We start from the raw sequence: 14,311 nt of genomic DNA on the forward strand, positions 1-14,311 counted from the left end.
ACGATCATGATCACCGAGCTCAAGCTCACCCCCGGCGAGCCCTTGCTCATGCTGGCGTGCAACGATCTCAGCGGAGTCACCCGAGGTCGCGCGGTTCCAGCCTCCGAGCGTGACGCCTATCTGGAGAAGGGGGTGGGCTGGGTGCCAGCGGATCAGGCGCTCACGCCCTTCGACGTCATCGCCGACCCGAACCCCTGGGGCTCGGAGGGGGACCTGCGCCTCAAGCCCGACCCTGCCGCGGAGGTCCGGGTCTCGCTGTGGCCGGATGCCACCCCGCTGCACTACATGCTGTGCGACATCGTCCACACGGACGGCTCCGCCTGGGACTCGTGCGCACGGACCTACCTGCGGCGAGCGCTCGCGGAGCTGGAGTCCGTGGCGGGGCTCAGGCTCAAGGTCGCCTTCGAGCACGAGTTCATGCTGGTGGACCAGGCGCCTCCTGGGCCGGCGTTCTCCCTGCGTGCGCTGAGGGCAGAGGATGCGCTGGGCAGCCAGATCATCGCGGCGCTTTACCAGGCCCAGCAACAACCCGAGATGTTCCTGCCCGAGTACGGGGCGGGCCAGTTCGAGGTGCTGTGCCGCCCAGCCGAGGCCCTCGCGGCAGCGGACCGGGCTGTCTTCGTGCGCGACATCTGCCGCGAGGTCGCCGCACGCCTGGGCAAGCGCATTACCTTTGCCCCCAAGCTCAACCCCCAGGGGGTGGGTAACGGCGTGCATATCCACTTCAGTCTGTGGAACCGGGAAGGCCAGCCGGTGAGCTACGAGGCGAAGGGGCCTGGTGGACTGAGCACGGTGGCGGGCCGCTTCGCCGCGGGTGTGCTGGCGCACTTGCCTGCGCTGTGCGCGCTGACCGCGCCGAGTGTTGCCTCCTACCTGCGCCTGATGCCGCACCACTGGAGCGCGGCGTACACGTGCCTGGGCTACCGCAACCGGGAGGCCGCGGTGCGCATCTGCCCGGTGGAGGATCGTCCGGGCGTCGATGTGTCACGCCAGTTCAACCTGGAGTACCGGCCGGCGGATGCGACCGCCTGCCCGTACATCGCGCTGGGGGCCCTGGTGTACGCGGGGCTGGATGGGATTCGACGCGAGCTGGCGGTGCCCCCGCTCGTCAACGGCGATCCCTCTGAGCTGACCGAGGCCGAGCGCGAGCGCGTGGGTGCCCGTCGGCTGCCCGCCTCGCTGCCCGAGGCGCTCTCGGCCCTGGAGGCTGATGCGACGCTGAGCAACAGCTTCTCCAGGGATCTGCTGGCCTGCTACCTGTCGCTCAAGCGCACCGAGCTGAAGGCCGTGGCGGGGCTGGAGCCCGCGGCGCTCTGTCGGCGCTACGCTGACGTCTATTGAGAGCGCAGCAGAAGCGTTGCCGCGCCGCATTCTGGAGAAGGGGGAGTGGTGTCATGCGTTCAATCGTCGTGCTTCTGGGGCTGCTGGTCCTGGTTGGATCCTCCCAGGCCGAGGCTGGGAACCCCGTCGCGCTCATCTGGAAGGGGGCGAAGAGCAAGGCAGAGGCCGAGGCCCAGAGGTCCGCCTGGGACGGCATTAACAACCTGCTCGCCAAGACGGGCTTCGTCCTCGCGGAGGGCCATCCCCGGCTCATCGAGAGCAAGACGTTGCCCGGACTCAAGCCCGGCTTCTGGGTGTGGCTCCTCGGCGTCTGCCCCTCCGACGAGGCGGGCTCGCTCCTGGAGCAGATCAAGGTGCTCTCCCCGGAGACCTACTCGCGCGAGGTGAAGGTCTCCGCGAAGATGCTGGCGTGTCCCAGTAAGGAAGGTCCTGCGCTGGAGGCCCGGAACGAGCGCCTCAAGCTGCCCGACGGCGCCACCCTGCGCGTCATCACCCACGAGGAGAGCCACACGCCCGAAGAGGACGAGGGCGGGGACTCCTATACGCGGACCCAGTACTACTTCGTCCTGGTGGGCAAGGGTGGAGACGTGCTCGGTTGGGACAACGTGGTGGGCGAGGAGGACGTCACCGGGGATCCGCGCAATGGCCCCATGGCCTTCCGCTGCGAGGTTACCGGCATCAAGGCCTCGGGCGGCAGCACGCTGGTGTTGACCCGCCAGTGTAGAGCGGGCGTCGCGGAGTGCGGCTCGGTCGTGGGGGCGGATGAGGTCACCCCCGTGACGGTGAAGGGAACGTCTGTCTCCGCCGGCACCACGAAGCGTGAGAACGAGGAGCGCGAGGACTGCTCCGAATGAGCGGGACGATGATGAGAATCCTCCTCAACGTGCTCACGGGCGTGATTGCCCTGCTGCACCTCTGGTTCCTGACCCTGGAGATGTTCCTCTGGCAGACGCCCTTGGGGCTGAGGACCTTCCAACGCACGCCGGAGCAGGCTCGGGACGCGGCGGTACTGGCCGCCAATCAAGGTCTCTACAATGGCTTCCTCGCCGCCGGGCTGATCTGGAGCTTGCTCATTGGCGAGGTGCGCTGGGCCCTCCGTGTGCGCGCCTTCTTCCTGGGCTGCGTGCTCGTGGCTGGCATTTATGGAGGCGTGACGGCCCAGCGCACCATCCTGGTGGTGCAGGCGCTGCCAGCGCTCGTGGCCCTCATCGTTCTGGTGGTTCATCAGCGCACCGTCTCGCGGGAAGGCTGAGATGCCCGACTCCACGATGGGGACTCCAGGCGTCGGACAGCGGCTGCCGCCCCGAGTGCCTGGGCTGCCACTGGTGGGGAACCTCCCCAGGCTGCTCGCGCAGCGCTTCGACTTCCTGGAGGAGGCACGGCGTCAGGCCGGCGAGCTCTTCCTCCTGGACCTGGGCCTCGGCAAGGCCGTCGCCCTGTGCCATCCCCGGCACGCCCAGCACGTCCTCGTGGATCGCGCGCGCAACTACACCAAGGGCGGTCCCATGTGGGACTCCATCCGGAGCTTTCTGGGCAATGGCCTGCCCGTGAGCGAGGGGGAGTTCTGGAAGCGTCAGCGGCGGATGATCCAGCCCGCGTTTCATCACCAGCGGCTCGTCTCGCTCATCGGGGAGATGGTCGAGGCCATCGATGCTTGCCTCGAGGAGGCGTGGGAGCCAGCAGCCAGAACGGGGGAACCCTTCGATGCCGCGAAGGCCTTCACCCGCGTGACGATGAACGTGCTGGTGCGCGCCCTCTTCGGCAGCGGTCTGGAGCCAAGGGAGACGGAGCAGGTGGCGCAGGCGTTCACCTACGTGAACGCCTACATGATGAAGGGGCTGGTGACGAACTCCCTTCCCCCGTGGGTCCCCGTTCCGGGCCGCGCCCGGTACCGCGAGGCCATTCGCACCATCGACGAGATTGTCTTCCAGGTTCTGGCTCGCGGGCGGCGGAGCGCCGATACGGGCGACAGCCTGATCTCCCTGCTGCTCCATGCGACGGATGAGGAGACCGGCAAGCAGATGACGGACGCGCAGCTGCGCGATGAGGCGGTGGCGCTCTTCGTCGCGGGGTACGAGACCACCGCCGCGAGCATGGCGTGGGCGTTCCACTTCCTCTCCGTGCAGCCTGAGACCGCACAGCGGCTCCATGCCGAGGTGGATGCGGTGCTCGGTTCGCGCAAGCCTGGGTTCGAAGACCTGCGGCAGCTGACCTACACGCGGGGCGTGCTTCAGGAGGCCCTGCGCATGTACCCACCCTCGTACTGGATCCCCCGCACCGCCGAGGAGGACGACGAGCTCGACGGCTACCGGATCCCCGCTGGCACTCAGATGGCGGTGCTCACCTACGTGCTGCACCACCACCCGGAGATCTGGGAATCACCCCAGCGCTTCGAGCCAGAGCGCTTCACTCCCGAGCGCTCCGCCGGGCGCCACAAGCACGCCTGGATTCCGTTCGGCTCGGGGCAACGGCAGTGCATCGGCAAGGAGTTCTCGCTCATGGAGGGCCAGCTCATCCTCGCCCGGGTGGCCCAGCGCTTCCAGGCCTCGGCCATTGCCGGGCGAATGCCTCAGGTGCAGCTTGGCGGCAGCCTCAACACCCGGAATGGCGTCTGGGTGCGGCTGAAGCAGCGCCAGGCGAGAGTATCCGTCCCGCTCGACTAGCTCAGTTTCTCCATGATCTCGCGCTCGCGCTGCTCGAGCTTGATCGAGGCGAGCGTCCAGTCGATGAGTTCGTCGGCGACCGACACGTCGATCCCGAAGGCGCTGGCGGCCTCCTTGACCGACGCGCGCTCCTGGGGCGCGATCTCGCCGTCGGCGCACGCCACCTCGACGAGCATGCGAAGCAGGGAGACGCGCAGCTCGCGGATCTCGATCTTGCTGACGATGTCGGTGAGGCGGCTGGGCTTCTGGAACTCCTTCTCGATGAGTGCGGCGACATGCTCGTCGCGGGGCGACAGGCCGACGCCCGCCACCACGTCATCGAGCTGCTGGCGCTCATCCTCGGTGATGCGGCCATCGCTCGCCGCTACGTTGGCCATGGCCTGCACGAACGCCAGCAATTGCTCCTGGGGGTACTCGCGCGACATATCGTCTCCTGGGCGGGCTGCTCGGTGGCGCAGGATAGTGGGCGCTCGCGAGGACCGGAAACGGTTTCCTCCGGGTGCGCTCCCCGAGTACGCCGCGCGACAACTTCACGCTCACGGCGCTGCCTGAGCGTCTGCTGTGCGAGCCCAGGTCCGCACCACCTCGATGAAACGTCGCAGCCGCGCTGGGTAGAAGTGGGCGTGCGGGTACACCAGCCACACGGGCAGCGCCTGCGCATGCCAGTCCGGCACCAGATGCACCAGGCGGCCTTCGGCAAGGTCATCGGCCACCAGCCAGGACGACATGATGCAGGCCCCGGTGCCTTCCAGCGCGGCGGTGCGCATCGCGTAGAGGCTGTCGGTGGCAAGGCGCGGGCGGATGGGCAGCACCTGCCGCCGGCCGTCCAGGTGGGTGAGGGCCACCTCGTCGCGGTAGAAGGTGCTGAGCGCCAGCCACGGCAGGCTCGCCAATGCCGAAGGTTCTTCGGGCGCCTTGCGTCGGCCGAGCAATGCAGGCGAGGCCACGACGATGCGTGGAATCTCCGACAACCTCCAGGCCACCAGCGAGGCATCGCGCAGCTCGCCGACCTGGATCGCGCAGTCGACACCCGCCCCGATGAAGTCGTGAAACTCGTCACGCAGCAGCCATTCGATCGAAACCTTCGGATGCTCGCGCAAGTAGCGAGCCATCGGCGCGCATAGCCGCACCTGCCCGAGCGCATGCGGCACCACCACACGAAGCAGGCCTTCAGGCTCGTCCTTCGTGCCCCGGACGTCCGCCTCGAACGCGGCCCAGCCTTCCAGCAACGCCTTGGCGCGGTCGTAGCAGCGTTCACCGTCCTTGGTGAGCTTCATCTCGTGGGTGGAGCGCTGCAGCAGCCGCACGCCGAAGAAGTGCTCCAACGCCTGCAGCCGGCGGCTGATCGTCGGCTGCGTCGTGTGCAACTGGACCGCCGCGGCGGACAAGCTGCCGGCCTCGACGATGCGCACGAAGGTCTGCATCAGCGCGATCCGGTCGGTTGAGGCGGATTCTCGTCCCATACGGACCGCGTATAGCAATTGTGCGGACCGGACCTCTACAGGAGCGGATGGGCACTGAGCACACTGAGGCTACGTCTGGATGCCTGCCAGGAGCCGCACATGTCCCCAAGCTACTCGCTGACCCCCACCGCCGCACCGCACGCCACTCGACTCGCCACCCTGAGCCCACCGCTGCTCGGCACACTGGCCGCGAGCACCGGACTGGCGGTCGCCTCGATCTATTACGCGCAGCCGATGCTCGCGCTGCTGTCCGAGGCGCTGCACACTTCGCCGTCGGCGGTGGGACTGGTGCCGACGCTGACGCAGCTCGGTTACGCGCTGGGGATCCTGCTGCTGACTCCGCTGGGAGACCGCTTCGACCGTCGGCGGGTCATCATCGTGAAGACACTGCTGCTGGTGGCCGCGCTGCTGGCCAGCGCCCTGGCGCCGAACCTGCCGTTGCTGGTGGTGGCGAGCTTCGCCGTGGGGCTGCTCGCAACGGTGGCCCAGGACATCGTGCCCGCCGTCGCAACGCTGGCCCCCTCCGCGCACCGGGGCAGCGCCGTTGGCACCGTGATGACCGGGCTGCTGCTCGGCATCCTGCTTTCGCGAGTGGTCAGCGGCACCGTGGCGGGCCAGTGGGGCTGGCGCTGGATGTTCGCGCTCGCCGCCGTGGGGATGGCGGGAGTGGCCGTACTGCTACGCTGGCGCCTGCCGCGCTTCGCGCCGACCACGTCGCTGCCCTACACCGCGCTGGTGGGCTCGCTGCTGACCCTGTGGCGGCGTCATTCGGCGCTGCGGCGCGCTGCCTTCGCGCAAGGTCTGCTGTCAGTAGCGTTCAGCGCGTTCTGGTCGACGCTGGCGGTGTGGCTGCACGCCGAACCGTTCCACCTGGGCAGTGCGGCGGCCGGCGCCTTCGGTCTGGCCGGCGCAGCCGGAGCGCTGGCCGCGCCGCTGGCCGGGCGGCTGTCCGACCGCCGAGGCCCGGGGGGCGTTGCCCGCCTTGGCGCGGTGCTGGTGCTCGGGTCGTTCGTCGCGCTGCTCGCGATGCCTTACCTTGGTCGCTCCGCCGCGCTGTGGCTCATCGGCCTGGCCGCGGTGGTCTTCGATCTCGGCGCGCAGACTTCGCTGATCGCGCACCAGACCATCGTCTACGGCCTCGACCCTGAAGCTCACAGCCGGCTCAATGCCAGCTTCTTCACCGTGGTCTTCATCGGCATGGCCAGCGGCTCGGTGTTGGGAGGCATCGTGCTCGAGCACGTCGGGGTGCAGGCGGTGTTCGGACTGGCTGCTGCCTCGGCGGCGGTGGCGCTGATGGTGCGCAGAGGGCAATGATTCCCCCCATGTTGACGGCTCCTCCGCGCCGCTTGCTCCGCACCGAGATGATAAGGAGGGGCGCGGATCGAGGAGGAGCACGGTGAGCGCCCATATCCCTGAAGGTGAAGTCCACCCCCCGAAGTCACATCCTCCCGAGGAACGAGCGGAAGCCTGGAGCAGCGCCGCGGAGGCCTATGATGACTTCGCCGAGGGAGCCACCCGCCACTTCGCCGAGGACGCGGTGCGCCTAGTGCGTTTACGCCCGGGCTCTCGCGTCCTCGACGTCGCCGCCGGCACGGGGGTCTTCACCTTCGCGGCCGCGCGCCGCGGCGCCGAGGTACTCGCCACGGACTTTTCCGCCGGGATGATCGAGGCGATCGGGCGCAAGTGCGCGGCTCAGGGACTCACCACGGTGAAGACCGCGGTCATGGACGGGCAGGCCCTCACGGTGGAGGACGCCTCCTTCGACGTCGCGGCATCCCTCTTTGGGCTCATGTTCTTCCCCGAGCACGACCGGGGTCTGAGGGAGTTGCTGCGCGTTCTGAAGCCCGGCGGACAAGCGGTGGTTACCACGTGGGCGCCGCCGAGCCGGGGAGAGATGTTCCGGCTCATTGGAAGCGCGGTGATGAAGGCTCTTCCCAACCTGCCCCCTCCGAGCAAGCCACCGCATTGGGCGGCGCTCGGGGATGCCGATGACCTGCGGCGGCGCTTGCTCTCCGTGGGGTTCGCACGGGCCCATGTGGTGTCGGTGACGCACGTGTGGACCTTCGAGAGCCCGGAGTGGTTGGAGCAACGCCTGTCCTCGATGTCGCCAGCGTCGGCCGGGCTCTTCGAGGCGATGAACGCCGCACAGCGGGAGACCTTCCGCCGGGCGCTCATCGATGATCTACGGGAGAGACAGGGCGAGGGCCCCTTCGCGGTGACCAATGAAGGGCTCATCGCGGTGGGCACGAAATCCTCCGGGACCTGAGTGTCAGATCCGCCGTCCGGAGGTCTCCTCTCAGGTCGCGGGATCGAGGACCACCGGCAGAGACAGGAGCCCGCGGAAGCCCACGTTGTCCGCCCACTCTGGCACGGCCCCTGGCGCCACCTGAATTCGTGGGAAGCGGCGCAGCAACGCAGCGAACGTCTCCTGTGCCTCCACGCGTGCCAGCGCCGCTCCCACGCAGTAGTGCGGGCCCATGCCGAAGCTCTGGTGTCGCAGCTCCTTGCGCCGCACGTCCAGCCGGTCCGGATTCGAGAACTGCACCGGATCCCGGTTCGCCGCCGCGATCATCAGCATCACCCGGTCCCCCTTCCGGAAGGTGTGGCCTCCGAGCTCCAGGTCCACGGCCGCCACGCGGTTCGTGAACTGCACCGGCGAGTCGTAGCGCAGCAGCTCCTCCACCGCGTCCGGCAGCAGCTCCGGCGCGCCCCGCAGCAGCTCCCACTGCTCTGGGTGGCGCAGCAGCGCCAGCAGCCCGTTGCCAATCAAGTTCGTGGTCGTCTCATGTCCCGCGAAGAGCACCAGGGTGCAGGTGGACAGCACCTCCTGTTCGCTCAGCAGGTTGCCGTGCTCCTCCGCCTGTACCAGCGCGCTCAACAGGTCACTGCCCGGCTGGGTTCGCCGCTGGGCGAGGAGCGGCCGGAAGTAGTCCTCGAATTCGAGGATGGCTCCCAATGCCCCCTCCACCTCCGCCAGCGTCGGACGGCCCGTGCCGATGAGGCTGGCCAGCTTGTCCGACCACTGCTTGAGCCGGTACCGGTCCTCCCGCGGCAACCCCAACATCTCGCCAATGACGATGACGGGCAGCGAGTTGGCAAGCTCGGAGATGACCTCCATTTGCTCCTTGCTCCTCCTCGCGTCCAGCAGCTCCTCCACCAGCGCCTGGATGCGGGGACGCAGCGCCTCCACCATGCGCGGCGTGAAGGCCTTGTTGATGAGCGAGCGCAGGCGCGTGTGCGAGGGCGCATCATGGAAGAGCAGCCAGGAGGCCATGTTGCGGTTCATCGGCGCCAGCTTCCGGACGACCTCCTCGGACATCCCCTGGGAGAACATGCCCGTGCGGACCGAGGACAGGCGCATGTCGCGGAAGCCCGCATTCACATCCGCGTGGCGCGTCACCACCCAGGCTCCCCATGGCTCGCTGAAGTGTACGGGCGCCTCCCGCAGCAGCCGGGCGTAGAAGGGGTAGGGGTTCTGCCTCCGCTCGGGGCTCAGCAGCCCGTAGGGATCGGTCACTTCCATCGGCATGCCCATCATGGTTCCTCGTGCAAGGGTTCACCGGCGCCTCGGGATGAAGAGGCGGACCCCGCGGATTCTCTTCCTAACGCTGTTGTATCCGACGTATTTCAGCTCGGCGGGAAGGCTCGTCCAACAAGTTCTGGGAGGTTCGGACCGACGGCGCCACGTCGGACAGTCTCGGGGAGCTCACGCTTCAATACTCATTGGAGGAGCAGGCCCGCGAGGAGCTCCCCGATGTGGTGGCGCGGGTGAAGGAGCGCTTCCCCCGGCTCCGCGTGCTTACCGTCAGGGACGCCGACTCCTTCGAGGAGACCGTCCATCTCGATGAATAGCGAGCGGCACTTCGCTATGCGATCAGGGGCTGGAGCCCTCGCAGGAGGTGGAGAGCGGCGTCGCGCGAAGGCAGGCCCGCCTGCTGGATCAATACGTCCTCCAACGCCTGTTCCGCCAAGAGGCGCTCCAACTCGTGGAACGCCTCGATGCGGGCGGTCCGCACGCGCTGGCGCTCCGCGGGAGTGAGCTGCTCCGCCGCCCAGGCATCCACGGCCCAGGCCAGCTCGGCATGGCGCAGCTCATCCTCGGCAATCCGGCCGAGCTCCTCTCGCACCTGCGCATCCTGGGCATGCCGCGCCTGCCAGGCGGCCACCACGGCGCCAAAGGTCTCCCGGACACAGCCCTCCCTCGCGTTCTCCAACACCATGTCCTCCAGCGAGCGCGAGGAGAACGGACGGAGCTCCACTTCGGGCACCGAAGCGCCGTGCCGCCGGGCCAGCGCCCCCGCGACGCGCGTGTGGCGGACCTCATCCCCCGCCGAGCGCCGCGCCGCGCGGACCAGCCCCTCGGGAGCACCGTGCGCCTTCAGCTCGTCCGCGAGCCGGAGGAAGGCGGGCACGGAGGCGGCCTCCATCCAGGCCACCTGGGCGAAGTGGGCGCCCAGGGCGCAATGCGCTTCCACTCGCGGCTCCAGGAGCCCCTCTGGCAAGCGTCCGTCCGAAGCACACCCCCCCGGACTGTAGTAGTGGCAGTAGGTCGTGGTGCTCACGCCCTGACCGCCATCCAGGTAGGTCGCTGGCGATGTTTGCACCTCGCAGCGCTCAGTGTTGGTCCACCTCCGCAGGCACACCTCCATGCAGTTCTCGTTCGTGGGCACTCCCCCATCCAACAAGGTCTCATAGGAGCCCCCACGTGCTGGGCCTCCGTCATACGGGATGCAGCCCCCGTCATCTCCGCTGGGACAGCCCGTGAGCGACAGCGCGGGGACGGCGACCAGCAGGCGGGCCACGGTCCGCCGGAGCCGGCGGTTTCGGGGAGGCAAGGAGTTCCGGCGGCTGTGCATGGCATCCTCTCGGCGTGCAGGGGGCTTCGGAAGGTGAGCCTACGGTAGGCGCAGTTGGACGAGGAGCTGGCGGAAGGGCTCCTGGATCGTCGCCACGTCGTAGTCGACAGTCCCTTGGTGTCGGACGGCGACCCAGAAGCTGCCCGCTTCGAGATCGCTGTCCGCCAGGAAGGGGGTGGCCTTGTTGCCCGTGAGGTCTCCCGCATAGTTGAAGAGGTAGCCCGGATCCGTCACCCGGCCGACCATGAGGCCCCCTCGGTTGTTCGGCCCGGCGAAGATCGGCCCCGAGGGCGCGGGGGCCAGGTAGCTGGCGCCCTGCCACAAGGGCAGCACCCTCGCGGTGATGTAGCGGCCGTCCTGGCCGTACTCGGCATAGTAGGTGCTGTTGCTGCCCTGTCCGGCGATGGGCCCTCCGCCCAGGTTGATCGAGTTCTGGAACGTTCTCCAGAGGGAGAGGGTTCGATCCCCGGTCTGGCTCACCGTCACGACGGTCGCATCCTGTACCGAGCGGGTGGCCACGACGTTGCTTCCATCGAAGCTCAATTGGAAGTCGTCATTGAGGACCACGGCGGCGCGCCCTGCCGCCAGGGAAGTCTGCCCATCGTTCGTCACGGTCTGGGTCTGCGCCAGCCCCCGCAGGGTGACGGTGCCCGTGGGGCTCCGGTAGACGAGCAGGGAGTATTCGGGGAAGCCCAGTCCGCCGAACCCGGAGAAGTTCGAGAGCACCGCGGCTGCCGCGTCGTCATCCCCCACCGTCCCGGTGTCAACGGCGAAGCTGGTGCCCTGAGGCAGCTCGGCGAGGCGCTCTATCCCCTGGAAGCTCCCATTGGCGTAGTGGGCGAGGATGAGCACGGGCGCGGTGTGGCTGCCCACCGTGCCGCTGGGGAAGTTGAACTCGCGGTTGGCCAGGAACATCGCGGACACGCTGCCGTCGGACCTGAAGCCCAGGGCTTCGGGCGTCGTGGGCAGCGCCGCGCCCCACACCCGCCCATCGCTCTCGCGCACCCCCAGCAGTTCCTGCGCGGAGGCTACCTCCACCACGCTGGGGCCCATGGGCAGCTTTCCGTTCGTGGTGGTGGCCGAGATCGCCACGCGTCCCCCCCGCGCCGCGAGCCGCTTCACCATCGAGCTGCCATCGGCGGCGCCCACCGGGAGCAGGGAGCTGACCGGCGACTCGCGGAACTTCACGGTCACCTGCTGGGAAGCGCCCGGGAAGATGTCCAACCAGCAGTACCCGTACAGGGCGAAGTACCCCGAGCCACACGTCAACTGCTCCCAAGCGTTGCCGGGCTCCGGCTCGAAGAAGAGCTGGTAGCGCGCGCCGATGGGGACCTCGACATTGCAAGTCTCCGTGCAGTTGATGGTCCCGTCGGACGAGCGGACCCGACCGCGGCCCCGGCCCTCGAGCTTGAGGGTGAGCGTGGTGCGCGCGGGTGTGCGCTGGGCCTCGGGCGGGCGGATGTAGACGCGGTTGCCGTCCCAGGCCGCGGCCACGGTCCCGTCGGCGCCTATGGCCGCCGAGGGGTTGTAGTAGGGCTCCGGGCTGTTGCCCTGACCAAAGGAGGGCTCCAGCGAGAGCAGCTCCGAGCGCAGGCTGCCGTCCGCGGCGAGCTCGGTCAGCGCGAGCGCCGGCTTGGCGGCCTTCTCGATCGCATGCACGACGCGCCAGGGCCCCTCGGGTCGCGTGATGATGCGCGGGTAGGCCATGGGTCCCATTTCGTGCAAGGCCCACGCGGTGCCGTCATACACGCCATAGATGCCTCTGCCGTTGATGACCCGGCCGCCCACGCCGCTCGCGTTGTCGCCGATCAGGCTGTAGGTGTAGACCACGTGGACGCGGCCGCTCGTGTCGGTGGTCACCCCGCCGCCGAAGCCCGTCATCACGGCCCTCGGCACGGGGATCAACTCGAAGCCCGACGCGCGCTCGTAGGCCAGCTGGTGGCTCGACTCCAGGAGCAGCACGAGCCGGCCCTCGCGATCCAGCGTGGCATCCGCCATTTGTCCCGCCAGGGGACTGCCATTGGCCAGGAGCGTGGGCACGAGGGTCCAGCCCCCCGCGTCCCGGCGGTAGAGTTCGATCACCCCGTTGGTGCGGCTCACCAGCAGCAGCGGCTGGCCGCCCTTCAGCAACAGGCGCATCTGGAACACGGGGTAGCCCTGGGGCGCGACCTGCTCCTCGGTCCAGTCTCCGCGCAGATCCAGCGGACGGTACCGGTAGAAGAGCAGGGCCTCCCGGCTGACGTCAGACGCAGAGAGGGACGCGTAGGCGAAGTGGACCGTGCGCTCGTCGGTGATCATCGCGGAGGAGCGGAACGAGGGCAGCGGGTCGAGGCCCGGGCCGCACGCGCTGGCGAAGTGGCTGTAGGTGGGCTGTGCGAACTTTCCCGGGGCGCACGTAGGGGGTTCCGGCCTGCCGAGCACGGAGCTGGCCGCGTGGACACCGCCCTGTGCGTCGACCGCCAGGGAGGTGGCCCCCGAGAAGTAGGTGTTGCAGATCTGCCCCGCCACGTCGAAGGAGCCGTGGGGCTGGGCCGAGGGGCACCGGGCGGAGAAGGAGAAGCTCCGGCTCCCCGTGGTGGAGTTGGTGGACTGGAGCCCCAGCGTGCGCTGGGCCTCGAGGGACACGATGCGCGTGCGCTGCTGGGTGCCGGGCGTCGCGTTGAGATCGCGGATGACCGTCTGGAGCAGCTCTCCGTCCTTCACCTCGAAGGTGGCGAGCTGGACGGGCTCCGACAGGAAGTTTCGGGGGCCTTGGTAGACGGCGGACACATCGCCCGTGGCCTCCTCGGGTTTGATGGGCAGCACCCGGGCGGCCTCCGCCTGGGGGACGAAGCCGAAGACGGTCACGTTCCCGCTCTGCGCATCGGTGTGCGTCCACCAGCCGTACAGATCCGACGGCTTCGCGTCCGAGGGATCGATGATCTCACTGCCGCCGTTGCAATCGCAGCCGCCAGCGGCGGTGACGAGCAGCAGGCCGAGAATGAGCGCGCAGAGGCGCTTCAATGAATGAGGATGGAAGGTAGGCACAGCCGCTCCTGAAGGCTCGACGTGTCAGGTCGACGTAGCACCGGGCACGAAAGACTGTCCACCGGAGGGGCCTGAAAGCACCGGGGCCGGAAACCGCTGTGTACTCAGCAGCTTCCAGCCCCGATGGAGTGGCCCTGACGGGGGTTGGACCCGTCGGAGCCGTGAATCCCTGCCGCGGACCTTAGAAGCGGCCGCCCAGCGTGAACGAGGCGTCGAAGAGGCCGCCCTGCGGGTTGCCCAGCGACACGTCGTTGGCGACGTTCTCATCCACCAGCAGTCGGTACGTGGCCCGCAAGCCCGCCGTCACCGCGCCGCTGTTGAACTCGATGCCCGCCGCCACCGGCACCTCTTCCACGATGTCCGAGTCGTAGAGCCCCGCGCCCCCGTCCACCGAGATGTACGAGACGCCCAGGCCCGCGCCCACGAAGGGCTTCACCTTCTCAAGGAGCGGCGGAGCCAGCTTCACCAGGCCCGTGCCGCCGTGCCGCGTGAACGAGGCATCCGGCAGCAGGTCATTGTTCACGTCGTTCTTCGAGCCGTCGTAGCCCAGCTCGAAGCCCAGGATGCGCGTGGGCTGCACGTTCACCGCCAGACCCCACGCGGGCCCCGTGCTCACGTCGTCCCCCAGGTCGCCCGTGTAGTCACTCACGCCGCCTTTGAGGAATACGTTGAGATCCCCCTGCTTGTTGTTGTTCTGGGCGACGGCTGTTCCCGCCACGCCCAACCCCAATGCCAGCGCCGCGATCTGGATCCCTCTCCGAATCATTCCAGCCTCCTTGTCGGGTGGTGCACTCAAGCTGGGCACTCGGCCGTCTCCGCGCGCCCTCCCAGGCAGGGAGGCAAGCGCTTGTCTGAACGCGTGTTCAGGAAGGGAAGTGTCGCCCCCGCAGGTCGGGCTGTGCTGGTCAGACGCTTAGGGTAATGTGTGGTCACTCGGTGCTGGCACTCGGTGGCCACCCCC

12 protein-coding genes are annotated in these 14,311 nt (G+C 68.6%); 6 read left to right on the top strand and 6 right to left on the bottom strand.

What is annotated here, in order from left to right; all coding sequences use genetic code 11:
• Window positions 1-6 precede the first annotated feature (6 nt).
• From SYV04_RS23465 to SYV04_RS23480, 4 genes are read left to right on the top strand one after another with little or no spacing between them, the layout of a single operon-like run.
• Window positions 7-1,341 carry a glutamine synthetase family protein gene (locus SYV04_RS23465; RefSeq protein ID WP_321548097.1) on the top strand — a complete coding sequence of 445 codons (1,335 nt, stop codon included), beginning with the start codon at window positions 7-9 and terminating at the stop codon, window positions 1,339-1,341.
• Between the two features lie 53 nt (window positions 1,342-1,394).
• Window positions 1,395-2,195: a hypothetical protein gene (locus SYV04_RS23470; RefSeq protein WP_321548098.1), complete on the top strand. Its 801-nt coding sequence runs from the start codon at window positions 1,395-1,397 to the stop codon at window positions 2,193-2,195.
• An 8-nt stretch (window positions 2,196-2,203) separates the two neighbouring features.
• On the top strand, window positions 2,204-2,593 hold the full coding sequence (locus SYV04_RS23475) for a DUF1304 domain-containing protein (RefSeq protein ID WP_321548099.1): 390 nt from the start codon (window positions 2,204-2,206) through the stop codon (window positions 2,591-2,593).
• Window position 2,594: 1 nt separating this feature from the next.
• Window positions 2,595-4,004: a cytochrome P450 gene (locus SYV04_RS23480; RefSeq protein WP_321548100.1), complete on the top strand. Its 1,410-nt coding sequence runs from the start codon at window positions 2,595-2,597 to the stop codon at window positions 4,002-4,004.
• Here SYV04_RS23480 and SYV04_RS23485 read toward each other — a convergent pair.
• Both SYV04_RS23485 and SYV04_RS23490 read right to left on the bottom strand, forming a co-directional pair.
• Complete coding sequence (locus tag SYV04_RS23485) at window positions 4,001-4,429, bottom strand: tellurite resistance TerB family protein (protein WP_321548101.1); 429 nt, start codon at window positions 4,427-4,429, stop codon at window positions 4,001-4,003. The genes SYV04_RS23480 and SYV04_RS23485 overlap by 4 nt on opposite strands.
• A gap of 111 nt (window positions 4,430-4,540) precedes the next feature.
• Window positions 4,541-5,467, bottom strand: coding sequence for a LysR family transcriptional regulator (locus tag SYV04_RS23490; protein WP_321548102.1), 927 nt, complete (start codon window positions 5,465-5,467; stop codon window positions 4,541-4,543).
• A gap of 99 nt (window positions 5,468-5,566) precedes the next feature.
• Here SYV04_RS23490 and SYV04_RS23495 point away from each other — a divergent pair, with 99 nt between their 5' ends.
• Both SYV04_RS23495 and SYV04_RS23500 read left to right on the top strand, forming a co-directional pair.
• A complete protein-coding gene (locus tag SYV04_RS23495; RefSeq protein WP_321548103.1) occupies window positions 5,567-6,781 on the top strand; it encodes an MFS transporter in 1,215 nt (404 codons plus the stop codon).
• Window positions 6,782-6,863: 82 nt separating this feature from the next.
• Window positions 6,864-7,733, top strand: coding sequence for a class I SAM-dependent methyltransferase (locus SYV04_RS23500; RefSeq protein WP_321548104.1), 870 nt, complete (start codon window positions 6,864-6,866; stop codon window positions 7,731-7,733).
• A gap of 30 nt (window positions 7,734-7,763) precedes the next feature.
• Here the strand turns inward: SYV04_RS23500 and SYV04_RS23505 are convergent, their stop codons facing one another.
• From SYV04_RS23505 to SYV04_RS23520, 4 genes are all read right to left on the bottom strand, one after another.
• Complete coding sequence (locus SYV04_RS23505; RefSeq protein WP_321548105.1) at window positions 7,764-9,005, bottom strand: cytochrome P450; 1,242 nt, start codon at window positions 9,003-9,005, stop codon at window positions 7,764-7,766.
• Between the two features lie 328 nt (window positions 9,006-9,333).
• Window positions 9,334-10,323: a ferritin family protein gene (locus tag SYV04_RS23510; RefSeq protein ID WP_321548106.1), complete on the bottom strand. Its 990-nt coding sequence runs from the start codon at window positions 10,321-10,323 to the stop codon at window positions 9,334-9,336.
• A gap of 39 nt (window positions 10,324-10,362) precedes the next feature.
• Entirely contained in the window at window positions 10,363-13,350 is a 2,988-nt protein-coding gene (locus SYV04_RS23515; protein ID WP_321548107.1) for a hypothetical protein, read from the bottom strand.
• Between the two features lie 181 nt (window positions 13,351-13,531).
• Window positions 13,532-14,116: an outer membrane beta-barrel protein gene (locus tag SYV04_RS23520; protein ID WP_321548108.1), complete on the bottom strand. Its 585-nt coding sequence runs from the start codon at window positions 14,114-14,116 to the stop codon at window positions 13,532-13,534.
• Window positions 14,117-14,311: the final 195 nt, after the last annotated feature.

Source organism: Hyalangium ruber, from assembly GCF_034259325.1.
GTDB classification, from domain to species: Bacteria; Myxococcota; Myxococcia; order Myxococcales; family Myxococcaceae; genus Hyalangium_A; species Hyalangium_A rubrum.

Bases quoted from the DNA above. Each gene is read 5' to 3' on its own strand.
- SYV04_RS23465 (WP_321548097.1), top strand. From the start codon at position 7: ATGATCACCGAGCTCAAGCTCACCCCCGGCGAGCCCTTGCTCATGCTG.
- SYV04_RS23470 (WP_321548098.1), top strand. From the start codon at position 1,395: ATGCGTTCAATCGTCGTGCTTCTGGGGCTGCTGGTCCTGGTTGGATCC.
- SYV04_RS23475 (WP_321548099.1), top strand. From the start codon at position 2,204: ATGATGAGAATCCTCCTCAACGTGCTCACGGGCGTGATTGCCCTGCTG.
- SYV04_RS23480 (WP_321548100.1), top strand. From the start codon at position 2,595: ATGCCCGACTCCACGATGGGGACTCCAGGCGTCGGACAGCGGCTGCCG.
- SYV04_RS23485 (WP_321548101.1), bottom strand. From the start codon at position 4,429: ATGTCGCGCGAGTACCCCCAGGAGCAATTGCTGGCGTTCGTGCAGGCC.
- SYV04_RS23490 (WP_321548102.1), bottom strand. From the start codon at position 5,467: ATGGGACGAGAATCCGCCTCAACCGACCGGATCGCGCTGATGCAGACC.
- SYV04_RS23495 (WP_321548103.1), top strand. From the start codon at position 5,567: ATGTCCCCAAGCTACTCGCTGACCCCCACCGCCGCACCGCACGCCACT.
- SYV04_RS23505 (WP_321548105.1), bottom strand. From the start codon at position 9,005: ATGATGGGCATGCCGATGGAAGTGACCGATCCCTACGGGCTGCTGAGC.
- SYV04_RS23510 (WP_321548106.1), bottom strand. From the start codon at position 10,323: ATGCACAGCCGCCGGAACTCCTTGCCTCCCCGAAACCGCCGGCTCCGG.
- SYV04_RS23520 (WP_321548108.1), bottom strand. From the start codon at position 14,116: ATGATTCGGAGAGGGATCCAGATCGCGGCGCTGGCATTGGGGTTGGGC.